This window comes from Tunturiibacter empetritectus, from assembly GCF_013410875.1.
GTDB lineage: Bacteria > Acidobacteriota > Terriglobia > Terriglobales > Acidobacteriaceae > Edaphobacter > Edaphobacter empetritectus.
The window spans coordinates 319,257-340,815 of sequence record NZ_JACCCU010000002.1; the positions used below are offsets into that span (position 1 = coordinate 319,257).

General features: G+C 59.1%; 21 protein-coding genes. 11 read left to right on the top strand and 10 right to left on the bottom strand.

Annotation, left to right across the window (positions count from 1 at the left end):
* Positions 1 to 59: 59 nt before the first annotated feature.
* The 3 genes from HDF08_RS13520 to HDF08_RS13530 all read right to left on the bottom strand — a co-directional run bounded on the left by HDF08_RS13520 (position 60) and on the right by HDF08_RS13530 (position 4,521).
* The gene (locus HDF08_RS13520; RefSeq protein ID WP_179639196.1) at positions 60 to 1,973 is read right to left on the bottom strand and encodes a CocE/NonD family hydrolase; all 1,914 of its coding nucleotides are present in this window, start codon (positions 1,971 to 1,973) and stop codon (positions 60 to 62) included.
* Positions 1,974 to 2,090: 117 nt separating this feature from the next.
* On the bottom strand, positions 2,091 to 2,522 hold the full coding sequence (locus HDF08_RS13525) for a hypothetical protein (protein WP_179639197.1): 432 nt from the start codon (positions 2,520 to 2,522) through the stop codon (positions 2,091 to 2,093).
* A gap of 100 nt (positions 2,523 to 2,622) precedes the next feature.
* Positions 2,623 to 4,521 carry a M14 family metallopeptidase gene (locus tag HDF08_RS13530; protein WP_179639198.1) on the bottom strand — a complete coding sequence of 633 codons (1,899 nt, stop codon included), beginning with the start codon at positions 4,519 to 4,521 and terminating at the stop codon, positions 2,623 to 2,625.
* Positions 4,522 to 4,635: 114 nt separating this feature from the next.
* On the opposite strand from HDF08_RS13530, the gene HDF08_RS13535 reads away from it, so the two are divergent.
* The gene (locus tag HDF08_RS13535) at positions 4,636 to 5,304 is read left to right on the top strand and encodes an O-methyltransferase (protein WP_179639199.1); all 669 of its coding nucleotides are present in this window, start codon (positions 4,636 to 4,638) and stop codon (positions 5,302 to 5,304) included.
* A gap of 199 nt (positions 5,305 to 5,503) precedes the next feature.
* Here HDF08_RS13535 and ispF read toward each other — a convergent pair whose 3' ends face one another.
* The 3 genes from ispF to HDF08_RS13550 are packed head-to-tail and all read right to left on the bottom strand — an operon-like array spanning position 5,504 to position 7,361.
* Positions 5,504 to 6,115 (bottom strand): 2-C-methyl-D-erythritol 2,4-cyclodiphosphate synthase, encoded by a 612-nt coding sequence (gene ispF / locus HDF08_RS13540; RefSeq protein WP_179639200.1) that lies wholly within the window; start codon positions 6,113 to 6,115, stop codon positions 5,504 to 5,506.
* Positions 6,116 to 6,174: 59 nt separating this feature from the next.
* Complete coding sequence (gene ispD, locus HDF08_RS13545) at positions 6,175 to 6,897, bottom strand: 2-C-methyl-D-erythritol 4-phosphate cytidylyltransferase (RefSeq protein WP_179639201.1); 723 nt, start codon at positions 6,895 to 6,897, stop codon at positions 6,175 to 6,177.
* 26 nt (positions 6,898 to 6,923) lie between these two features.
* Positions 6,924 to 7,361, bottom strand: a complete 438-nt coding sequence (locus HDF08_RS13550; RefSeq protein ID WP_257031121.1) for a GNAT family N-acetyltransferase — start codon at positions 7,359 to 7,361, stop codon at positions 6,924 to 6,926.
* 85 nt (positions 7,362 to 7,446) lie between these two features.
* Here HDF08_RS13550 and HDF08_RS13555 point away from each other — a divergent pair, with 85 nt between their 5' ends.
* From HDF08_RS13555 to HDF08_RS13585, 7 genes are all read left to right on the top strand, one after another.
* Positions 7,447 to 7,929, top strand: a complete 483-nt coding sequence (locus tag HDF08_RS13555) for a carboxypeptidase-like regulatory domain-containing protein (RefSeq protein ID WP_179639203.1) — start codon at positions 7,447 to 7,449, stop codon at positions 7,927 to 7,929.
* 58 nt (positions 7,930 to 7,987) lie between these two features.
* Positions 7,988 to 9,037: a tRNA lysidine(34) synthetase TilS gene (gene tilS, locus HDF08_RS13560; RefSeq protein ID WP_179639204.1), complete on the top strand. Its 1,050-nt coding sequence runs from the start codon at positions 7,988 to 7,990 to the stop codon at positions 9,035 to 9,037.
* 631 nt (positions 9,038 to 9,668) lie between these two features.
* Entirely contained in the window at positions 9,669 to 11,588 is a 1,920-nt protein-coding gene (ftsH, locus tag HDF08_RS13565) for an ATP-dependent zinc metalloprotease FtsH (RefSeq protein ID WP_179639205.1), read from the top strand.
* Positions 11,589 to 11,978: 390 nt separating this feature from the next.
* Positions 11,979 to 12,338: a DUF4260 domain-containing protein gene (locus HDF08_RS13570; protein WP_179639206.1), complete on the top strand. Its 360-nt coding sequence runs from the start codon at positions 11,979 to 11,981 to the stop codon at positions 12,336 to 12,338.
* Positions 12,339 to 12,554: 216 nt separating this feature from the next.
* Positions 12,555 to 13,064 carry an LPS assembly lipoprotein LptE gene (lptE, locus tag HDF08_RS13575; protein WP_179639207.1) on the top strand — a complete coding sequence of 170 codons (510 nt, stop codon included), beginning with the start codon at positions 12,555 to 12,557 and terminating at the stop codon, positions 13,062 to 13,064.
* The gene (gene holA, locus HDF08_RS13580) at positions 13,064 to 14,206 is read left to right on the top strand and encodes a DNA polymerase III subunit delta (protein ID WP_179639208.1); all 1,143 of its coding nucleotides are present in this window, start codon (positions 13,064 to 13,066) and stop codon (positions 14,204 to 14,206) included. Before lptE ends, holA begins: the two co-directional genes overlap by 1 nt.
* A 33-nt stretch (positions 14,207 to 14,239) precedes the next feature.
* Positions 14,240 to 14,941 carry a hypothetical protein gene (locus tag HDF08_RS13585; protein WP_179639209.1) on the top strand — a complete coding sequence of 234 codons (702 nt, stop codon included), beginning with the start codon at positions 14,240 to 14,242 and terminating at the stop codon, positions 14,939 to 14,941.
* 74 nt (positions 14,942 to 15,015) lie between these two features.
* Here the strand turns inward: HDF08_RS13585 and HDF08_RS13590 are convergent, their stop codons facing one another.
* Both HDF08_RS13590 and HDF08_RS13595 read right to left on the bottom strand, forming a co-directional pair.
* Positions 15,016 to 15,474 carry a DsrE family protein gene (locus HDF08_RS13590; RefSeq protein WP_179639210.1) on the bottom strand — a complete coding sequence of 153 codons (459 nt, stop codon included), beginning with the start codon at positions 15,472 to 15,474 and terminating at the stop codon, positions 15,016 to 15,018.
* A 47-nt stretch (positions 15,475 to 15,521) separates the two neighbouring features.
* A complete protein-coding gene (locus HDF08_RS13595) occupies positions 15,522 to 15,695 on the bottom strand; it encodes a hypothetical protein (RefSeq protein WP_179639211.1) in 174 nt (57 codons plus the stop codon).
* On the opposite strand from HDF08_RS13595, the gene sseA reads away from it, so the two are divergent.
* Positions 15,694 to 16,533 (top strand): 3-mercaptopyruvate sulfurtransferase, encoded by an 840-nt coding sequence (sseA, locus tag HDF08_RS13600; protein WP_179639212.1) that lies wholly within the window; start codon positions 15,694 to 15,696, stop codon positions 16,531 to 16,533. The genes HDF08_RS13595 and sseA overlap by 2 nt on opposite strands.
* A 22-nt stretch (positions 16,534 to 16,555) precedes the next feature.
* A complete protein-coding gene (locus tag HDF08_RS13605; RefSeq protein ID WP_179639213.1) occupies positions 16,556 to 17,470 on the top strand; it encodes an Fpg/Nei family DNA glycosylase in 915 nt (304 codons plus the stop codon).
* 138 nt (positions 17,471 to 17,608) lie between these two features.
* Here the strand turns inward: HDF08_RS13605 and HDF08_RS13610 are convergent, their stop codons facing one another.
* Positions 17,609 to 17,890 carry a hypothetical protein gene (locus HDF08_RS13610; protein WP_179639214.1) on the bottom strand — a complete coding sequence of 94 codons (282 nt, stop codon included), beginning with the start codon at positions 17,888 to 17,890 and terminating at the stop codon, positions 17,609 to 17,611.
* A 108-nt stretch (positions 17,891 to 17,998) separates the two neighbouring features.
* On the opposite strand from HDF08_RS13610, the gene HDF08_RS13615 reads away from it, so the two are divergent.
* Positions 17,999 to 19,039, top strand: a complete 1,041-nt coding sequence (locus HDF08_RS13615; protein ID WP_179639215.1) for an AI-2E family transporter — start codon at positions 17,999 to 18,001, stop codon at positions 19,037 to 19,039.
* A 98-nt stretch (positions 19,040 to 19,137) separates the two neighbouring features.
* Here HDF08_RS13615 and HDF08_RS13620 read toward each other — a convergent pair whose 3' ends face one another.
* Positions 19,138 to 21,510, bottom strand: coding sequence for a Tex family protein (locus HDF08_RS13620; protein WP_257031122.1), 2,373 nt, complete (start codon positions 21,508 to 21,510; stop codon positions 19,138 to 19,140).
* Positions 21,511 to 21,559: the final 49 nt, after the last annotated feature.

Below are 21,559 nucleotides of genomic sequence, written 5' to 3' on the forward strand. Positions count from 1 at the left end.
AACGGGCGATCGCGAAACCTATTCACGATCGCCCGCAACTTCCCTGTCGTCTCGGAAAATTAGTGCTGCGGCACAACAAGCACCTCAACCCCGCTAGCCGCGCCTGCGCTCCGGTACACACTCTCCGTTGCCTTCACAAACTGCTCCGGCTTGGCAAACGGAATATCCACAAATGTCTGCGGATTCCGGTCCACCAGCGGGAACCACGAGCTCTGCACCTGCACCATAATCCGATGCCCCGCGCGGAACGTGTGGTTGATATCCGGCATCTCCGCATTCACCTCTACCATCTTTCCCGGCGTCAACGCCGTCGGCTTCTCCCAGCTATCCCGGAACTTCGCCCGCATGGGCTCGCCCCGAACCAGCTGCTCATATCCGCCCATCAAAATCGGTGCCGCTCCAAGCACCCGCTTCCCCACAGCGTCGTTCGGTGGATCCGGAAAATCATTTGGATAGACATCAATCAGCTTCACCACAAAGTCCGCATCCGTCCCCGTAGAAGCCACCTTCAACTTCGGCCGCACCGGCCCCGCAATCGTCACATCCTCCGTCAGCGGCTCGGTCTCATACGTCAAAACATCCGGCCGCCGCGAAGCAAACCGCTGATCGTCATCCATATACCGTTGCGGCACCGTGTCCGTCGTGTAGTTCACAAACGGCACAGGATGAGCCGGATCGCTCACATACTCATCCACACCGGCCTTCTCCGCAGGCGCATCGAAGCTCAGCTTGCCGCCCTCGCGAAAATAAAGCGTCTTCGCAGCCGCAGACTTCGGTGGCCACGCGTCATACTTCTTCCACACATTGCTGCCCGTCTCGAACACATAAGCCTTTGGCAGCACTCCGCCGTCATGCCCCTTCAAGTAGTGTTCAAAAAACGGAAACTGAATCTGCGACCGAAAGAACACCCCGGTCTTCGATCCAAAGTTCACATCCCCCAGCTTGTCCCCATCCCACATCGCCCAGCCGCCATGCGTCCACGGGCCAACCACCAGCGTATTTACCGCGCCAGGATTGAACTCATCGATCGCATGGAACGTCTTGAACGGCCCCGAAAGATCTTCAGCATCAAACCACCCGCCAACCGTCATCACCGCCGCATGAACATTCTTCATATGCAGCGACAGATCACGCTTCTTCCAGTACTCGTCATAGGTCGTATGCACCACCTGGTCATGAAACAAAAAGTTCGACCCGGCAAACGCCTTATCCAGGTTCTCTGTCGGCCCCGCCTTCAAATAGAATTTGTAACTGTCTGGGGTACCAAAGTCGAATGGCTCGTGCTTCTCCGGCAACGTAGGGTTCTTCAGCGGTTTGAAGAATACATAAAACCCATAGTTGGCCGACAGCATAAACGCGCCGCCATGATACCCATCATCGTTGAAGAACAGATTCGTCATCGGAGCCTGCGGACTGGCCGCCTTGATCGCCGGATGCGAATCAATAATGCTCGCCGACGTATAAAACCCCGGATAGCTGATCCCCGTAATCCCCACCTTGCCGTTATTATTTTCCACGTGCTTCAGCAAAAACTCCACCGTGTCGTACATATCCGTCGACTCATCCACATCCTTCGCGGACTTCTTCTCCTCGATATGCGGACTCATCTCCTGAAACACGCCCTCGCTCTCATACCGCCCACGCGCGTCCCCACACACAAAGATGTAGCCCGACTCCAGCAGCTCCTGGCTCACCCCAAGCCGCGTCGGCATCTTGTCTTCGCCATACGGCCCGCAGCTATAAGGCGTCCGCGTCATCAAAAACGGATACGGACCCGCATCCTTGAACGCCCCTGCCTGCGGCGTATACACCGACACAAAAAGCTTCACCCCATCCCTCATCGGAATGCGGTACTCAAACTTCGCATAGTGCGTCTTGATGAACTCTTCCGAACTCGCCGCCGGAGCCTGCGCCATCACTCCGCCACTCACCACCGCTAACAAACACACCACAAGCGCGAACTTTCTCATCATCGAACCTCAAAGGTGAAAACAGAATAGTGGCAGTCTATCGCGATTCACGCGATTCCTGACATACGATATTTCACGCCGCCTTACAGATCTCTTCATCTATCCATGAAGAACCAGCACTCACCGCATCCTGTTCGCAGCCGTCAGCGCCTGAAACGGCGTCCCCGTCGCAATCGTAGCTGCAGCCTCCCCGTCCGCCGGCTTGCTCGCAGCAATCACCGCCGCCTTGCGAAAGATCGTCGTCTCTCCCTCCGACTTGAACCATCGCGCTCCGCCAAAACCTATCAGCATCGCAGTGCTCAACTCCGACAGCCGCAACGTCACCGGAGGCGATGGCACAAAACCGCTCGTCAGCGTCGAACCCTGCGTCCCAAGCCACGCTCCAACCGCCGCCACCATCCCCACCAGCACCACCCCAAGGTATCCCGGACGAAAGACCCCTTGCTCCATCGTCGGCAGATGAAGTCCAGAGTCCCCAATAAACACATTCACAAAACCGCCCACCGCTCCGCACACCGCAACAGCCACAACATCGACGACGAGATCATGCATAGCTCACCTCTCCCAGGAAGCCCACCATCATAGCCCATCGGCCCGCAAACTCGGCCAGCAAACATTTGCCTGCAAACGTCAGCCTGCCTTCGACCCCAAACTATCGCGCCACCGGAACTCCCTCCACACTCAGCAACCGCCCCACCGGATACTGCCCCACCCGATTCGCCGCAAACCACGGCGTCCGCTCATAGAAAAACTCCAGCCGCGCATACGAATTCCCCGCAAACACCGGATCGCTCGCCACCTTCTTCTCAAACTCCGTCTTCAGCTTCGGGTCCTTCGCCATCATCTCCCGCGCCAGCGACTCCAGCACATACGCCTCGCCATACTCCTTCTGCTCAAAGATCGAATCGAAGAATCCCCACTGCAAAGCCGAGTCAGGCCCAGCAGGCTCCAGCCACTCCAGCGCCACCTTCGACAGCCGCTGATTCAGCCGCACCACCGCCGACCCCGCCGGAAATGTCCTCTTCTCCCGCACCAGCACGCAGCTCCCATACTTCCCCGGATCATGCATCGCCTCACCATTAAACGTCGGATGCCGCCCCTCAAACGGAGGCTCCTGCCACGCCATTCCAGCGCACTGATACGTCTCCACATCACCCGTCCACGTCGCCGTCGTCCGCTCCATCTCCACCTGGTGCGCCGCCAGCACATCAATCACCTTCACCCACTGCGCCGGAATGATGTACGCAGCCGGCACCTTCGTCTCGGCCTTCACCTTGAACCCAGTCTGGAACGGCAGCGAAACATTCCACGGCTCATGCGTATACTCCACACGCATCGCCCCCGAAACCTCACTCAACTCTCGCGTGTACTTGTATCCGCGAAACAAAAACGGCGTCGTATCCCCGCTCCATCCCAACGCCAGCGGGTACATCACGTTCCCCAGCGGATGCGCCCCCAGCGCCTCTGCCTCCTTATCTGCCGCCGCATTCAGCGCAATCACCTTATCCGCATCGCGGTTCATCAACTCCATCAGCCCAGCCAGAATCTCGTAGTTCCCCGTCACGCGCGTCTTATAGTCCTTCAGCATATGCAGCTCAACCAGCATCCCCGGCCGGCCCTCAAGAATTACATACCCCGTCGAAAACCGCGGAGGATCATCATTGAACCCAAGCCCCTCCGCCGGATCGTTGTCATTCACAAGATTGATATACGTAGGCGAAGCCAGATGCCCATGCGAGTCCACATACTTCTCCAGCGTCGGCGTCGCGACCTCATTCACCCACTTCGCCGTACCCTTCGGCACATTCGGGCCATCATCAATCGTGAACGTCACGTCATACTGATAGTCCGCGCCGTCGGTAACATGGTCATCCACAAAAAAGTCCGGCAGCCAGCGATGAAACATCGAGTTGAACGCCCGAGCCTCCGGTGTATCCAGCTTCAGATAATCACGATTCAAATTCAGGTTCGTCCCATTGCCGCGCCACCCCATCTCCGCCGGACCAGCCTGGTTGATGCGGTTATAAGCACTCCTCCGCTCATGCCCATCCGCGTTATAGATCGGGATGAACACAAACACCGCCCGCTCCAGCAAACCAGCCTTCGTCTTCGAGATCACCATATCCCGCAGCAGCGCAAGGCAAGCATCCTTCCCATCCATCTCCCCCGCATGAATCGAGTTCTGCACCAACACAATCGGGCGTTTCGCTTTATGTAACTCAGAAGGATCAAATACACCATCCCGCGAAACCACCACCACATCCAACTCCCTGCCCTCACCCGTCTTCCCAAACGCCTCAATCCTCACCTGTCCCGGTGCCGCACTCTGCACGCGATTCAGATAAGCCATCGTCTCCGCATAATCCGGAGTCGTCTGATAACAACTCTTCTCCGCCGGCGTCATCCAGGTTGCATCGCCGCTCGGAGCGCAAGCCACACTACCCGCGGCATGAGGCTGCAAACTAACATCAGCCACGGTCTGCCCCTGCGCCACTACACCCCAAACCAAAGCCGCCACAAAAATCAAACCAACGCTGGAACCAATTCGCATCTCGGACTCCTCGCACGATGAACTATCTACCAACACGCTAACATTCCCGAGAATGCAACCGACCTCCGCACACAACTTGCCCCTCGTGCCGCGCACCGATATCCTCATCACTATATGAATCAGGATCTTTGGACCTCAGTCGACCACTACCTCACCCACACCCTCGTTCATCCCGATCAAGCACTCGACGAAGCCGTCCGCGCCAACGCAGACGCCGGTCTACCTGCCATCGACGTAGCGCCAAACCAGGGCAAATTCCTTCATCTCCTCGCCCGCATCCATAGAGCGAAGCGCATTCTGGAAGTAGGAACCCTCGGCGGATACAGCACCATTTGGCTGGCCCGCGCTCTCCCACCAGACGGCACACTGGTCACACTCGAACTCAATCCCACCCACGCAAAGGTTGCTGCGGCGAACATCAAGCGAGCAGGGTTGTCCTCGCTAGTCGACCTCAAAGTCGGCAGCGCACTCGAATCCCTAACCAACCTGCACGCTCAAAAAGCCGCACCCTTCGATCTCATCTTTCTCGACGCGGACAAACCCAACAACCCCTCCTACCTGGAATGGGCGCTCAAACTCTCGCGTCCCGGCACGGTCATCGTCGGAGACAACGTCATCCGCGACGGCGCCATCCTCGATCCCAAAAGTACCGACCCCGCAGTCTCAGGCACCCGCACCTTTCTCGAGCGCTTTGGAGACAATCCCCGCCTCGACGCCACCGCGCTCCAGACCGTAGGCAGCAAAGGCTACGACGGATTCGCCATAGCCATCGTCAAAGCATAGTCCTGCCGGACGGGCCCGCTACGCGCGGCGCGGTCACTTCGTGACGTGTATACCGGACAAGGCAGGATCAGCAGCATAGGTCCTCCCGTTGGTCGGAACTATTACCCTTCGCGACCAACTGGAGCGCCGCGCGAAGCGGGTACACAAGTCACGAAGTGACCGCCGCCCGCGCAGGGCGCTCGTCCGGCAGGACATCTTCTCAAGTCAGATCATCCGTATCAAAAGGAGTCACCTTCCGCCCCAACGCCGAAACACTCCGCGACTCCCCTACCAGTGTCTTCACCACCACATCAATCTCATTCTCAGCCGAAGCAGCCATAACCCCCACCGGCTCTGGAATCCCCAGACTCTCCAGCAGCACCGTCACATGGGCCACAGCGACATTATCCTGATTCAAACCCTCCGGCGTCTTCGCCTTGATCCCCACCTCACCCGGCTGCACGCCCAGCAGCGCCGCAACGCTCTCCCGCAACTCCCCCGCAATCGGCACAATCTTCGGCTTCGCCATCACCAGGACCGTATCGATGTTCACGATCTTGTATCCAGCCGTAGCCACCTCTTCTAGCGCCGTCTGCAGAAACACACTTGAAGCCGCGCCCTTCCACCGCGGATCGCTCGGCGGAAAGAACGTACCGATATCCCCCGCGCTCACCGCACCCAGCAGCGCATCCGTAATCGCATGCAGCAGCACATCGCCATCCGAGTGCCCAGCCAGCCCCTCGGGATGTTCAATCGCAAGTCCGCCAATCACCAACGGCACACCCGCCGTAAACGCATGCGAGTCGAATCCGTAACCAATCCTCATACCCATAAGCTATCTTCCCATGCTTCCCAAAATCGCGGAGCACCCACGAGCGCCCCACCGATCCGTCAAGCCTTCCCCTGCCCCAGATAAAACTCCGCAAGCTCAATATCCCCCGGCTGCGTAATCTTGAAGTTCCTCGCCGACCCCTGCACCACAGCCACCTCCACCCCGGCCCGCTCCAGCAGACTAGCCTCATCGGTTCCCGAAAACCCATCCGCCTCCGCCTCCACAAATGCCGCCCTCAGCAGCCCAAACCGAGCGCCCTGCGGCGTCTGCGCCTGCACAATCCGCTCCCTAGGAATTGTTGCCGTCACAATCGCCCCATCCGCCGTCCGCTCCACCTGCTTGATCGTATCCACCGCCGGCAGCCCCACAATCGCCGCCCCATGCTTTACCACCGCATCAATCGTCCGCTCAATCGTCGCCGGATCGATCAGCGGTCTCACCGCATCATGCACCAGCACCACATCCTCCGCATCGCACTCCAGCGCCGCCAGCGCATTCCCCACCGACTCCTGTCGATTATCCCCGCCCTCGACCATATGCACGCGCGGCCCAAGCTTGAACTCCACCATCTGCGCCTCTACCCGCTCCCGCTCATGCGCCCGCACCGCCACGCAAACCGCATCCACCCGCGGCACCGCAAGAAACGCCCGCACCGACCGCACCAGCACCGGCACTCCACTGATCGCAAGAAACTGCTTCGGCGCCGGCCCTGAGCCAGACGCACCCCCCGCGGCCATCCGCGTCCCAATACCTGCTGCTGGAAGAATCACAAAAACTCGCATAACCTGCGAAGTATACAAGATGCGCCTTACTCCAGCCGCAGCATCATTTCGGTCGACTCCTCAAATCCATTCCGCTCATAGATCGGCCTGCCGAACTTCGAAGCGTGCAGCGAAACCACCTTCACCCCACGCCCTCGCGCCGCCTCCACCGAAGTCTTCAGCAGTCGATAAGCCAGCCCCTTCCCTCGCGCCTCCGGCTCCACATAAAAGTTCAGCAGATACGCCCGCATCGGCTGCGCATCCATCCAGTGCGGAGGAAACTCCATCATCCACATCCCCGCCCCCGCCACCACGCGGCCCGCATCCTCCACTATCCACCCAACGTAGCTGCCATCGTTCAAACGAGGCCGCACCCACGCCACAAAGTTCTCCATCATCGCCTGCAGCGCCGCGTCCTCCGCCTGCCCTGCATCGACAAACATCTGCCGCCGCTGCCGCGCAATCAACTCAGCATCCTTAACCATAGCCAATCTTGTCTCAAACATCTTTTCAGTATAGAAAGAATCGGTTCACATTGAGCTATCATCAGGTCGTCCAGTTGGGCCAACGATGCGATCCCTCATCCAACGCGCCACCATGCTGAGTAGTTGGTTCGCGGTATTAGTCCTTGCTGCCGCAAACACTGGACAAGCACACGCCCAGACCGCGTCTATCGTCGGAACCGTAAAGGACGTAACCGGCGCATCCATCCCTAAAGCTGATATCAGGCTGGAGATGCCAGGCATCCCCAGGCTCCAAACGGTAGCCGACACAGATGGCCAGTTTACCGTCGAAGGTGTACCCGGCGATTACATGCTAAAGGTATCCTCGCAAGGTTTTGAGTCATACTATCAGCTAGTTCATCTCACTCCTGCGGCCCCGACTACGATGCAGGTCGCACTCAGCGTAGCATCGTTTAGTGGGCCGGTGGTGGACGTCACCCCGCTCCCCCAGATCGAGCTACTCAATGCCTCACTCACCTCGACCCTGCCTCTATCCCCCCTTCCGCCACTCAAACTCCACTCCAGAAGATCAAAAAAACTCTCCCGATAAGATCCGGCTCTCGCTCAGCTACTCTTATTAAGAGTTCGATCTCCGACTTCTACAGTTCATGCCCCACGAACCCACCCTCCCCTTCGACCGCACCCAAGTCCAACCCGGCGACCGCCTCTGCGTAGCCCTCTCCGGCGGAGCAGACTCCGTAGCCCTTCTCCTCACCCTCCACGCCCAACGCGAGCCCCTCGGCATCGGCCTCTCCGCCGTCCACATCCACCACGGCCTCCGCGGCGCTGAAGCCGACGCCGACCAACGCTTCGTCGAAGACCTCTGCATCGCCCACGACATCCCGCTCCATCTCCATCAAGCCAGCGTCCCCAACCGTGTCGCTCAAACCCACGAGACCATCGAAAAGGCCGCCCGCAACCTCCGCTACGAGATCTTCACCAACCTCTTAGCCTCAGGCCACGCCGACGCAGTCCTCACCGCCCACACCCTCGACGACCAATCCGAAACCGTCCTGATGAAGATCCTCCGCGGAGCCTGGACCGAGGGCCTAAGCGCCATCCATCCCGTAATCACCCTCGCAAAAGGAAAGATCCTCCGCCCCTTCCTCCAAACCCGCCGCGCCGAAATCGAGTCCTTCCTGAGATCCGTCAACCAACCCTGGCGCACCGACTCCACCAACGCCGACACCGCCTACACCCGCAACAAAATCCGCCACGAACTCCTCCCCCAACTCCGCACCTACAACCCAAATCTGGACCAGACCCTCGCCAACATGGCCGAGCTGGCCCGCGAAGAAGAGACCCGCTGGCAAACAGAACTCAACCGTCTCCTCCCCCAGCTCCTCCTCCCCGGCAAACCCGTCCGTGGCGGAGGCCGCGCCGTCAGCACCACTCCCGGCCAATCCCAATCTGCCGTCTCCATAGAGCTTGACCGCCTCCGCACCCTCGACCCCGCCCTCCGCCGCCGAGTCCTCCGCGCCGCTGCCCGCCAGCTGGGAGCACGCCTCACCTTCGACGAGACCGCCCGCCTCCTCGCCCTCTGCGGCTTTCGTTATGACCCCACCGTAGCCGCCCGCACCGGCTCCGCCCTCCACCTGCCCAGCGGCCTCCGCGCCGACCGCTCCCCCCGCGAACTCCGCCTCTACCGCCAGCAGTAGCAGTCACATCCCGTTGCCTCTACCGGCATAAGAACCTGTCAGAAACGCTATCAATGCATCATCTTCAACGCTAACAAGGCGTCATCTCGACCGAAGCCGTGCGGCCTTGTCGCACGGCGGAGTGGAGACCCCCGCATTTCGCCTTTGTCGTTGCCTGCTTTACCTCTTCCCCATTGCTCGTTTTACATCGTCATCCTGAACGCAGTGAAGGATCCCCGCATTTCGTCGTTGCCGGTTTCATATCGTTATTAGTTTTTAGAGAGCGACACGGGATAGAAAGGAGTCCTATCCCCAAATCTTCCAAACAGTTGCAGCCCCCTGTAGCGCAACTCATCACAATCAGCATGTCCACAATCAGGCAAGAACACCCCCAAACCACCCCACCTTCCATCACCCTAAAGTCACATCTTTTATTTCCTGCTCCAAACCCACGAATCCCCAGACCAAGAGTAGAATCTAACTACTTGACCGAGGCAGGGCTTTTTGCTGAACATCAGGGTCATCCCACAGCACAGAACCTTCCCTCACCGTCGTCGTCTAACCGTTGTACGTCTTCGCTTGCGAGGACTGGGTCTGACAAGCGCCAATCGATTTCGAGGCCGCTGCAGACTAGAAAAATGAGGAAATTCGATTGAACTCGACCGTCAAACAAATTCTGATCTGGGTCTTCATGATCACCTGCTTAGTCTTCCTCTGGCAGGTTGTCGTCAAAACAACTGGCGGCACCCAAGAGAAGAACATCAGCCTGACCCAGTTGCTCAACGACGCCGACCAGGGCAAGATCCAGGACGTCGTGGTCAACGGCGCTGAAGTCACCGGCCACTACCGTGACGATAAGAATCAGTTCCACACCACCATCCCGGGCAACTACCCCGACATGTACAAGACGCTCCGCGATCACGGCGTCAACATCACCATCAAGGACCAGAGCCCCAACCAGTGGCTCAGCCTGTTGATCTCGATCGCGCCCTTCGCCCTCCTCCTCGGCCTCTGGTTCTTCCTCCTCCGCCAGATGCAGTCCGGCGGCAACAAGGCCATGAGCTTCGGCAAGTCGCGCGCCCGTCTGCTTTCCATGCAGCAGAAGAAGATCACCTTCAAGGATGTGGCCGGTGTCGATGAAGCCAAGGAAGAGCTCAAGGAGATCATCGAGTTCCTTCGCGAAGCGCAGAAGTTCCAGCGCCTCGGTGGCCGCATCCCCAAGGGCGTCTTGCTCGTCGGACCTCCGGGAACCGGCAAGACCCTTTTGGCCCGCGCAGTAGCCGGCGAAGCCAACGTCCCCTTCTTCTCCATCTCCGGTTCGGACTTCGTTGAGATGTTCGTAGGCGTCGGCGCATCCCGCGTCCGCGACCTCTTCGAGCAGGGCAAGAAGAACGCACCCTGCATCATCTTCATCGACGAGATCGACGCAGTAGGCCGTCACCGTGGCGCAGGCCTCGGAGGCGGACACGATGAGCGTGAGCAGACCCTCAACCAACTCCTCGTCGAGATGGACGGCTTCGAGTCCAACGACGGTGTCATCCTCGTCGCCGCGACCAACCGCCCCGACGTTCTCGATCCCGCTCTCCTCCGCCCCGGCCGCTTCGATCGTCGCGTCATCGTCGATCGTCCCGACATCCGTGGCCGCGAGGAAGTCCTCAAGGTCCACTCTAAGAAGGTCCCCATGGCCGAGGATGTGAACCTCAACATCCTCGCTCGTGGAACCCCGGGCTTCTCCGGCGCCGACCTCGCTAACATGGTCAACGAGGCAGCCCTCACCGCCGCCCGCTTCAACCGTAAGGCTGTCCACATGTATGACTTCGAAGTCGCCAAGGACAAGGTCATGATGGGCGCCGAGCGCAAATCAATGCTCCTGACCGACGAAGAGAAGAAGGTCACCGCCTATCACGAGGCAGGTCACACCCTCGTCTCCGCCCTCCGCGAGCACTCTGACCCCCTCCACAAGGTCACCATCATCCCCCGCGGCATGGCCCTCGGCGTCACCGTCTACCTCCCAGAGGAAGACCAGCACACCGTGACCAAGGACTATCTCGAAACCCGCATGGCCACCCTCATGGGCGGACGCTGCGCCGAAGAGATCTTCCTCAAGCAGATGACCACCGGTGCCGGCAACGACATCGAGCGCGCCACCGACCTCGCCCGCAAGATGGTCTGCGAGTTCGGTATGTCGAAGCTGGGTCCCATGACCTTCGGCAAGAAGGAGCAGGAGGTCTTCCTCGGTCGCGAGATCGGCCAGTCCCGCGACTTCTCCGACGACACCGCCAAGCAGATCGACGCGGAAGTCCGTTCCTTCGTAGACACCGGCTACAAGTCTGCTTACACCATCCTCGAGTCCAACCAGGACATCATGCACCGCATGGCAGCCGCCCTGTTGGAGCGCGAGACCCTGGACGCCGCCGAGATCAAGCTGATCATCGAAGGCAAGGAACTCCCCGCCGCCAAATCCGCGCTCTCCGGCGTAGACCCAGGCCCCGGCGGAGAAACCCAGAAGATCCTCAAGCCCGAGGGCGGCCGCAAGCCCGGCTTCGGCGAAAGCCAACCCAGCCCCGCCTAAGCAGCAAGTCAGCAAATCAGCAAGTCAGCAAGTCAGCAAAGCATAACAAGCCAATGGCAGCCGCAAAGGCTGCCATTTCCTTTTTCCCCGGCAAGAAAGGCGCCGAAGGCGCGTCAGCCTCGATGGCAGATCGCGCCGTGCGCGCAGCACGCCGTGCCGTTGTCCTTGTTCTTGCCGTTGTCGTTGTCCTTCGCCGTTGCAAGTTCTTGCCGTCATCCTGAACGCAGTGAAGGATCCCGAAGAAGCCTACCAACTACAACCTTGCGGATCTTTTCAACCAACAAGTTTCAGTCTTTGCTTTTCTAGTTGTCATCCCCGAAGGGGATCTGCGTTTGCTTTTTGTCACGCCGAACCCCTAATCATCCCCCAGGAACCACGTATAAACATCACATGCTCACCCGGCCATCCATACTCCTCCGCATCGAAGAAGCCTTCCTTCTCGCCGCCGCCCTATTCGCCTACCAACGCCTCCACTACAGCTGGCTTCTCTTCGCCATCCTCTTCCTTGCTCCCGACCTCTTCATGCTCGGCTACGCAGTCAACGTCAGACTCGGCGCAGCAACCTACAACCTCGTCCACACCCTCTGGCTTCCCCTCGCCCTTCTCTTCGCAGGCTATCTCCTGCATTGGCAAGCGGCCCCAGCCATCGCCCTTATCTGGATCGCGCACATCGCAATGGACCGCCTCCTCGGCTTCGGCCTCAAATACCCCACCTTCTTCAAAGACACCCACCTCCAGCACATCCCCTGAAAATAAAGTTCAAAATTGTGTCACATTTTCAGCGTCGAAAATTCACCATCCAAAACACCACGTCCACCACACATCCCACCACGTTCCCACCACCAAAACACCACGTCCAAACACCTCTTTTTCAAAAACCCTCAATAAAACCACCCTTTTCCACCATTCAACTTTTTCCGCAAAAAAAACCCGCCACCGGACCAATGCGACAATAGAAACAGACGCATGCGCCTCCTCACCCCGATCCTTCTCCTCACGCTCACCGGCTGCGGCTACCACCAGGCCGGCTCCGCGACCCACCTCCCCGCCAGCGTCCGCACTCTCGCCGTCCCCGTCTTCGTCACCAACGCCCAGGCCTTCCACACCGAGATGGCCTTCACCCAAGCCACCATCCGCGAGCTCAACACCCGCACCAAATACCGCATCCTCACCTCCGATTCAGACTCCGCCGACGCCACCCTCCACGGCACCATCCTCACCCAGACCATCTCCCCCCTCACCTACGACGGAGCCACCGGACAATCCTCCAGCTACCTCATCACCATCACCGCCAAAGTCCTCCTCACCGCCCACGACGGCCACACCCTCTACCGCAACGACGCCTTCGTCTACCGCGAGCAGTACCAATCCACCCAGGACCTCTCCGGCTTCATCCAGGAAGATAACCACGCCGTCAACCGCGTCGCAAAAGACTTCGCCCAGGCCGTCGTAAGCGATATGCTGGAGTCCTTCTAATGGCCTCTCTCAAATCCTTCGCCAGCGTCGATCGCTTTGTCACAGAGATCGCCTCCCAAGCTACCCTCCGTCCCGCCTACGTCCTCCTCGGCGACGAGGTCTTCCTCTACGACCGCTGCCGCAAAGCCGTCCTCGCCACCCTGGCCCCCGAAGACACCCGCGACTTCTGCCTCCACGACCTCGACCTCGCCGACACCAGCATCTTCGAGGTACTCGACCGCGCCCAGACCCCCTCCCTCATGGCGCCCTTCCAGGTCCTCTTCGTCCGCAACCTCAAAAACCTCTACGGCCGCGGCAGCAAAAAAGAAGAGTTTGCGGCAATCGACGCCTACTTCCGCTCGCCCAACCCTTCAGCCCTCCTCCTCTTCGTCGCCGACCACCTCCGCATCCCCACCGACCTCCGCAAGATGGACTATCAGGACAAGGATCGCTACGAGAAAATCCGCGAGACCTTAGGCGACTGGTGCAGCACGGTAGAGCTAGCCCGCGTCGACGAAAACGACGCCATCAAATGGGTCACCACCACCGCCGAATCCCGCAACATAAAGTTCGACCCCGACGCCGCCCGCGAGCTCGTCGACTCCCTCGGCGCCGACATGATGCTCATCGCCAGCGAGTTCGAAAAGCTCCTCCTCTACGTCGAAGGAAAGAACCGCGTCACCCTCGGCGACGTCGAAACCATGGTCCTCGCCGCCAAGCAGCGCTCCCTCTACGAGCTCACCGACGCCATCTCCGCCAAGGACCGCCCCCGCGCCCTCCTGCTCCTCCACGGCCTCCTCAACGCCTCCGACGGTGGCGAAGACGCCGCCATCGGCCATCTCTACATGCTCGCCCGCACCTTCCGCCAGATGCTCATCATCTCGGAGAAAAACGTGCGCGACCCTCGCGCCATCTGGCAGGTCCTCTGGCAGGGCTTCCGCATGCCCCCCTTCGCCGCCGAAGACCTCATCAAACAAGCCCGCCGCTACAAATCACGCCGCGAACTCACCCGCGCCATCCGCCTCGTAGCCCGCGCCGACCTCGAACTCCGCAGCTCCCCCGCCAACAAACTCTTAGTCCTAGAGCGCCTCATCCTCGACCTCTCCACCGAACCCAAACCCACCCTCTACGACCCCACCCACCAATTCGCCATGGAACTATGAATGTTATTCGTGAGGTTGCAAATCGAGGGATAGATGCGCAGCAAAAAAATGGACCGATCGAAAACTGCCGAGGGCGCTTTTGAAGCAGAGCTGAACGCTTTGTACGCAGGAATTAGAAACATGCGTGGTTTTGAGGGTGATTATCTTGAAGATCGTAAGAAATTGTTCAGAGTAACTCTAAGCTACATGGACGAACTCAATAAAGTTCGGAAATATGCTTGTCCACTAAGTACCAATATCCTTCTTGGGTCCATTTTAGAGTCCCTTTTGTTAGCGCTCGTACTCGAACACTCGAGTAATGCACGAAAATCGAAAGTTTGGGAAAAAGCAGAGAAGGATCAGTCACGAAAAGCAGAAAGAATCAGTGTAGATATCCCTATACTTTACTTCTCAGAACTAATCGAAATTACTGACAACCTAAAGCTATTTCGCACATCAGGCCTCCAACAAAAGATAGATCTCCTAATTCTCGAAGATGTTTTTCCTTTTTTGAGAGGAGAAAATCGCGATCGCATGACGAGACAAGTTAAAGAGAATACTTGGGATGCCAAAAGAAATCATGAGCTAATGCATCAACTTAGAGGCTTCCGAAACGCCGTTCACCCGTTACAAGTTATCTCAAGCAAAACCAAAGTTGATCCAGATGAATTTGTAAAGACAGTTTGGAGCGGACTTCGGCTTCTAGTACTCCTTAATGAAATGTTTGGATTCAACTCTCCTTTGAGACAGTCATAGATTGACCGGGTGCCCCATACATCGATTCTGATGTATGGGCATCGTCCGAAGGACCGCACTCCAACCCCGACTCCCTACTCCGTGATCACCCGATCCGCCCACTCCACCAGCGACACAAAGATCGTCGGGTTACCAAACTTCGCCCCATAGTTATTCAAATCCGCCTCAGTCACTCCTCTCGCACGGGAGCACGTCCCACAGGCGTAGATCGTAATATGCTTCGCGGCGAGCTTATCCAGCGTCTCACCCACAGGCGGCCATCCGACTGGCGTAACCGCATTCGCAAGCGTCTTTCGCATCAATCCAACTGCCTCTCCCAGCAGGAAAAACTGCACCTCGTGTCCAGCTTCCGCGAGCGCCAGCCCATGCAGAAAGGGGAACGCCGCCTTGGTCGGATCGTCAGAGCCCCACGCGCTCTTCATCATGATCTTCAGTGTCTTATGCTGAGTTTGCCCCACAAGAGAACCACCACCCAAAGCAAGAGGCAAAGCCGCCAACTGAGCAAACCGTGACAGAAAGAGTCGACGTATCATAAGTTTTCTCCTTTGATCGAGAATCTTATACCCAGATCACTTTCCCGCTAGGCGTAGACTGCGGCAATCCTTTCGGCGCCGGGTGCCGGGTGCCCCATACATCGATTCTGATGTTTGGGCATCGTCCGAACCGGGGTCCCCGACGAGCGCTTCTGCTCGTGGGGGTGGAGAAGGACCACCGCACTCACTCCACCCCGCGTACGCAGTAATCTAATCTCCATGAACCCCCTCGTCACCGCCGCATGGCTGGCCGCCCACCTCGAAGACCCCGGCACCATCATCCTCGACGCCACCCTCCCTCCCGTAGGCGTCACCCCACCCATCGACACCCACGCCCGCTATCTTGCCAACCACATCCCCGGCGCCATCTTCTTCGACATCGAAGACCTCTCTGACCACACCACCTCACTCCCCCACATGCTGCCCACCGCCGACGCCTTCGCCCGCAGCATGTCCACCCTTGGCGTCGCCGACAACGCGACCATCGTCATCTACGAGCAGCAAGGCGTCTTCTCCGCCCCCCGAGCCTGGTGGATGCTCCGCACGATGGGCGCGAAGGATGTCCATATCCTCGACGGCGGCCTCCTCGCCTGGACCGAAGCCAACCTCCCCACCGAAACCGGCCCCGTCCACCACGCCCCCGCCAGCTTCCACGCTAAGCTCAAACACGAAGCCGTAAAGGACCTCGCCCAACTCAAAGCCGAACTCAACAGCCAAAAACAAATCCTCGACGCCCGCTCCGCCGCCCGCTTCAACGGCACCGCACCCGAGCCGCGCCCCAACCTCTCCTCCGGCCACATGCCCGGAGCCATCAGCGTCCCCTTCACCGACCTCGTAGAAGACGGCCGCCTAAAACCCGCCGACAAACTCCGCGAATACTTTGCCGGAAAAAAAGTAGACCTCCACCAACCCATCACCACCACCTGCGGCTCCGGAGTCACTGCCGCCGTCATCTCCCTCGGCCTCGAACTAGCCGGCGCAAAACACGTAAGCCTCTACGACGGCTCCTGGGCCGAGTACGCCCAGCAACCCGACTCCGTCATCGAAAAAACCATCTAACCATTCATCCGAACCGGTTGCCATGCCAGAGCTACCCGACATCACCGCCTATCTCAACGCGCTTGAGTCCCGCATCCTCGGCCAGCCACTCACCCAACTCCGCATTGCAAGCCCCTTCCTTCTCCGTACCGTCCAACCTCGCATCGAAGAAGTCGAAAGTCACACAATCCGAGCACTCCACCGCATCGGCAAACGCATCGTCTTCGAGTTCGACAACGGCATCTGGTTAGTCCTTCACCTCATGATCGCCGGCCGTCTCCACTGGCGTCCCCTTGGCGCAAAACTCGGCGGCCGCAACAACCTCGCCGCCTTCGACTTCCCCAACGGCTCCCTAGTCCTCACTGAAGCCGGCTCCAAACGCCGAGCCTCCCTCCACCTCTTCGCCAACCAGGCCGCCGCGCAAGAGATCGACCCCGGCGGCCTCGAGCTCTTCCAACGCGACACCTTCAGCCCCAACCTCGAAGACTTCCGCACTGCCCTCACGACCGAAAACCGTACTCTCAAGCGAGCCCTCACCGATCCCCGCATCCTCTCCGGCATCGGCAACGCCTACTCCGACGAGATCCTCCACGCCGCTCAGTTGTCTCCTATCCTGCAAACCGCAAAGCTCACTCCAGACCAGTGGCAGCGCCTCTACAACGCCACCCGCAGCACCATGCAACTCTGGATAGCTCGCCTCAACGCCGAAGGGGCCGAGGCATTCCCCGAAAAAGTCACCGCCTTCCGCAAAGACATGGCCGTTCACGGGCGCTTCGGCCAACCCTGCCCCACCTGCGGCCAGCCCATCCAGCGCATCCGCTACGCCGACAACGAGACCAACTACTGCGCCCAATGCCAGACCGACGGCAAAGTCCTCGCCGACCGCAGCCTCTCGCGCCTCCTCGGCAAAGACTGGCCCCGAACCCTCGACGAACTCGAAGCCCTCAAAAAACGCTGACAATCCCGACCAATCGGGTGCCCCATATCTCGATTTTGAGATGTGGGCATCGTCCGAACCGGGGTCCCCGACGAGCGCTTCTGCTCGTGGGGGTGGAGAAGGACGACCGTCCTCAATCGCATCGCCCCACCTTCAACCCTAAACCGCCTCCGGCCCCCGAGGCCCCTTCGCCTGCCGCAACACCGTCATCGACACATAAGCCCCGATCCACGACCCCACCGCCGCAAAGCAGACATAAACCCAGTTCTTCGTATAACTGATCACCGCAAACGCCGACAACAAATACCACACGCTGCTCCATGTAGCCGCCGGCAATCGTCGCTGCGACGAAACCGCCGCGTTGAACATCACGTAGACAGCGTCGGTTGCCGCCGTCGACAGCAACACGCCCACTGCAAGCCAGGGTTCAAGATGCGCCATCCGCCAACCTCCCCGAACATTCCTAAATTCGTCAACAGACCACGTATTCTAATCTCAGCCCATACCAGTTACATTCGCATCTAATCCAACCACTGGAGCGTTTACCTCATGCAAGAAGGCAGAGAATCCCCGCCTTGGAGACAGATCACCCTCTACCTTCTCACCCTCGCGGTCCTCATCCTCTGCGCCTTCATCCTCCAGCCCTTCTTCTCTGCCATCGTCGGAGCCATCGTGCTCGCGGTCGTTACCGAGATTCCCTACAACTGGCTCTCCACCCGCATCCCCCACCGCACCACCTGCGCCACCGTCGCTCTCCTCCTCGTCATCCTCGCCGTCATCGTCCCAGCATTCTTCCTCGCACAGGAGCTAGGCGAACAAGCCCTCCGCGCCATCGTCTCCCTCCGCAATCCCAACACCCAGAACCTTGTCACCGACTACATCGGCAATCACCCCGCACTCGCCAATCGCATCGAAGCCTTCTCCGCCTCCATCGACGTCAACAACGCCGCCCGCACCACCGCAGCCTACGTCGGCAGCAAGGCGGCCATGATCCTCGGCAACTCCGTCCACCTCATCACCGAGATGGTCGTCATGCTCTTCCTCCTCTTCTTCCTCTTTCGCGACCGCCAGCTTGCCCTCACCGCCCTGCGCTCCCTCATCCCCCTCCGCGATGACGAGTCCAGCGAACTGCTCGAGCGCATCGACGACACCATCTACGCCACCTTCCTTGGCCGCCTAGCCATCGCACTCGTACAGGGAGTCCTCGCCGGCCTCGCCTTTTGGACTCTCGGCGTTCCCGGCGTCATCCTCTGGTCCATCACCCTCACCGCCTTCGCCATGATTCCGGCCTTCGGAGCCTTCCTCGTCTGGGGACCCATCGCCATCTACCTCGGCCTCAACGGCCACTGGGGCAAGGCCGCCCTGCTCGCCATCTGGGGTGGACTCATCGTCAGCACCATCGACAACATCCTCTATCCCACCCTCATCGGCAGCCACCTGCGCTCCCACACTGCCATCATCCTCATCACCATCCTCGGAGGCATCGCAGTCTTCGGTCCCCTCGGAATCATCCTCGGCCCCGTCATCTTCACCATCGCCTCCACCCTGCTAGACATCTGGCACGCCCGCACTACCCAAATCACCACTTAGACATGCACAGCCCGCAAGCACCTGACTATAAATAACTTACACGCGGGTAATAGGGGAAGGGGGAGGGGGTACTCTCCAGCCGATAAGAAACGATACTATTACCCCTTCCACTTGGAAGAAAGCATGGCCAGCTTGTCGTCGAAAGAGATCGGAGCCTTCGCCGGAGCAACAGCACGAGCGTTCACCTGAACCTGGGTCTTCACCGTAGGTCTTCCCTGTCCCTTCAGCCCCTGCTCCTTCGACGACGAGCCACCACGAGCACCACCGTCCGCAGGACGAACACCCCTCGGCCCCCTCTCATGCAGTGCCTTGATCGAGAGCGCAATCCGCTTCGTCTTCGCATCGACGGACAGCACCTTCACCTTCACAATCTGTCCAGCCTTCACCGCCTCAGAGGGATCCTTGATGAACTTCACCGACAGCTCACTGATATGCACCAGCCCATCTTGGTGCACCCCGATATCGACGAACGCGCCAAACTTGGTCACATTCGTCACCACGCCTTCCAGCACCATCTCAGCCATCACATCCGACAGCTCCCGCACACTCTCGTTAAAGCTAGGCGCAACAAATTTATCTCGAGGATCGCGCCCCGGCTTCTTCAACTCCTCCAGAATGTCGTTCAGCGTAAAACTCCCCGCCGAAACCGCGCTCTTATCCACCTTCTCCAGCAGCTGCGGACTTTTGATCAGCTCCTCCACCGGAGACTTCAACGAAGCCGCAATCTGCTCTACAACCGCATAAGACTCCGGATGAACCGCAGTCATATCCAGCGGATTCTCTCCATCACGAATCCGCAGAAATCCCGCAGCCTGCTCAAACGTCTTCGCCCCGATTCCAGGGACCTTCATCAACTGCGTCCGCGAACGAAACCGTCCATGCTCGTTCCGGTAACTCACGATATTCAGCGCCGTCCGCTCCGTCACGCCCGAAACATACCGCAGCAAAGTCCACGACGAGGTATTCAGGTCAACCCCAACCCGATTCACGCAGCTCTCAATCACCGTCTCCAGCGACTGCTGCAACTGCCTCTGATCCACATCATGCTGATACTGCCCAACGCCAATCGACTTCGGATCGACCTTCACCAGCTCCGAAAGAGGATCCTGCAATCGCCGCGCGATTGAGATCGCCCCGCGCACCGTCAGGTCGAGATCCGGAAACTCCTGCCGCGCCACATCCGAAGCCGAATAGATGCTCGCGCCCGACTCGCTCACCGTCACCGAGAAGATATTCTCCAGCCCGCGCTCCCGCAGAAACTCCCGCACAAACGCATCCGTCTCCCGCGAAGCCGTCCCATTCCCAATCGCAATCGCCCTCACCTGGTGCTTCACCACCAGAGCCTCAAGCGTCTTCCCCGCCGCCTCGGCTGCGCCCTTCGACGTATGCAGATACAGCACATCATTGGCGAGGAACTTCCCCGTCTCATCCACCACCGCAATCTTGCACCCGGTCCTCTGCCCCGGGTCAATCCCCAGCACCGAGATCGGCCCCGCCGGCGGTGCCAGCAACAGATGGTGCAAATTTTCTCGGAACACCTGGATCGCATCCAGATCCGAGCGCTTCTTCAACTCCAGCCGCAACTCCCCTTGAATCGACGAGTTCAGCAGCCGCGACCAGCAATCCTCAACGGCCAGCTCCAGCTGCGGCGTCCAATCCCCCTGCCCTCGCAACACCCCATGGCGCAGCACATTCAACGCTCGTGCCGACTCCAACTCAATCAAAAAATAAAGAACGTTCTCGCTCTCACCTCGACGAATCGCAAGCATCCGATGTGACGGAATCGTCTTCACCGCCTCGCGATACTCGTAGTACATCTTGAACTTCTCCTGCTCATCCACCGCGTCCATCGCCTTACGACTCACAACGACGCCTTCATCAAACATCAGCGCACGAACGGCCTTTCGCAAGTCTGCACTCTCGCTGATCATCTCAGCGACGATATGTCTCGCGCCCTCGAGGGCCTCCTCGACCGAAGCCACACCCTTCTCGCCATCGACGAATCGCGGAGCCATCAAGCTCAGCGGCTCATCCGCAATCGTCTGCTCCCACAGATAGAGCGCAAGCGGCTCCAACCCCTTCTCTCGAGCGATCGCCGCCTTCGTCCTTCGCTTGGGTCGATACGGAAGATACAGATCCTCCAACTCGCTCTTATCAAGAGTCGCCTCGATCCGCACTTTTAACTCATCGTTCAGCTTGCCCTGCTCCGTAATCGAAGCCAGTATCGTAGCTCGCCGCGCAGCTAGATCGCGGAAGTAAGCGAGCTTCTCCTCGATATCGCGAATCTGCACCTCATCGAGATTGCCAGTAGCCTCCTTGCGATACCGCGCAATAAAAGGAACAGTCCCTCCCTCATCTAGAAGCGTAATCACCGCTACCAGACCATGCATCGGGAGGTTGAGAGTTTGGGCAATATGCAGCAAAATCTGGGGAGGGAGAACGCTTGCGTCAGTCATGGCTTGTCTAGCCATGCTACCGCCAACTGCCTAGGAAAACTCGCCTCGCTGTCACTTACCCGCA

Coding starts and splice junctions, on each gene's coding strand:
- ispD (WP_179639201.1), bottom strand. CDS start 6,897: ATGCGAGTTTTTGTGATTCTTCCAGCAGCAGGTATTGGGACGCGGATG.
- ispF (WP_179639200.1), bottom strand. CDS start 6,115: ATGGGTATGAGGATTGGTTACGGATTCGACTCGCATGCGTTTACGGCG.
- HDF08_RS13615 (WP_179639215.1), top strand. CDS start 17,999: ATGCAAGAAGGCAGAGAATCCCCGCCTTGGAGACAGATCACCCTCTAC.
- HDF08_RS13520 (WP_179639196.1), bottom strand. CDS start 1,973: ATGATGAGAAAGTTCGCGCTTGTGGTGTGTTTGTTAGCGGTGGTGAGT.
- tilS (WP_179639204.1), top strand. CDS start 7,988: ATGCCCCACGAACCCACCCTCCCCTTCGACCGCACCCAAGTCCAACCC.
- HDF08_RS13610 (WP_179639214.1), bottom strand. CDS start 17,890: ATGGCGCATCTTGAACCCTGGCTTGCAGTGGGCGTGTTGCTGTCGACG.
- HDF08_RS13535 (WP_179639199.1), top strand. CDS start 4,636: ATGAATCAGGATCTTTGGACCTCAGTCGACCACTACCTCACCCACACC.
- HDF08_RS13590 (WP_179639210.1), bottom strand. CDS start 15,474: ATGATACGTCGACTCTTTCTGTCACGGTTTGCTCAGTTGGCGGCTTTG.
- HDF08_RS13585 (WP_179639209.1), top strand. CDS start 14,240: ATGCGCAGCAAAAAAATGGACCGATCGAAAACTGCCGAGGGCGCTTTT.
- HDF08_RS13550 (WP_257031121.1), bottom strand. CDS start 7,361: ATGGTTAAGGATGCTGAGTTGATTGCGCGGCAGCGGCGGCAGATGTTT.
- HDF08_RS13530 (WP_179639198.1), bottom strand. CDS start 4,521: ATGCGAATTGGTTCCAGCGTTGGTTTGATTTTTGTGGCGGCTTTGGTT.
- HDF08_RS13555 (WP_179639203.1), top strand. CDS start 7,447: ATGCGATCCCTCATCCAACGCGCCACCATGCTGAGTAGTTGGTTCGCG.
- HDF08_RS13570 (WP_179639206.1), top strand. CDS start 11,979: ATGCTCACCCGGCCATCCATACTCCTCCGCATCGAAGAAGCCTTCCTT.
- HDF08_RS13605 (WP_179639213.1), top strand. CDS start 16,556: ATGCCAGAGCTACCCGACATCACCGCCTATCTCAACGCGCTTGAGTCC.
- lptE (WP_179639207.1), top strand. CDS start 12,555: ATGCGCCTCCTCACCCCGATCCTTCTCCTCACGCTCACCGGCTGCGGC.
- holA (WP_179639208.1), top strand. CDS start 13,064: ATGGCCTCTCTCAAATCCTTCGCCAGCGTCGATCGCTTTGTCACAGAG.
- HDF08_RS13525 (WP_179639197.1), bottom strand. CDS start 2,522: ATGCATGATCTCGTCGTCGATGTTGTGGCTGTTGCGGTGTGCGGAGCG.
- HDF08_RS13620 (WP_257031122.1), bottom strand. CDS start 21,510: ATGGCTAGACAAGCCATGACTGACGCAAGCGTTCTCCCTCCCCAGATT.
- HDF08_RS13595 (WP_179639211.1), bottom strand. CDS start 15,695: ATGGAGATTAGATTACTGCGTACGCGGGGTGGAGTGAGTGCGGTGGTC.
- sseA (WP_179639212.1), top strand. CDS start 15,694: ATGAACCCCCTCGTCACCGCCGCATGGCTGGCCGCCCACCTCGAAGAC.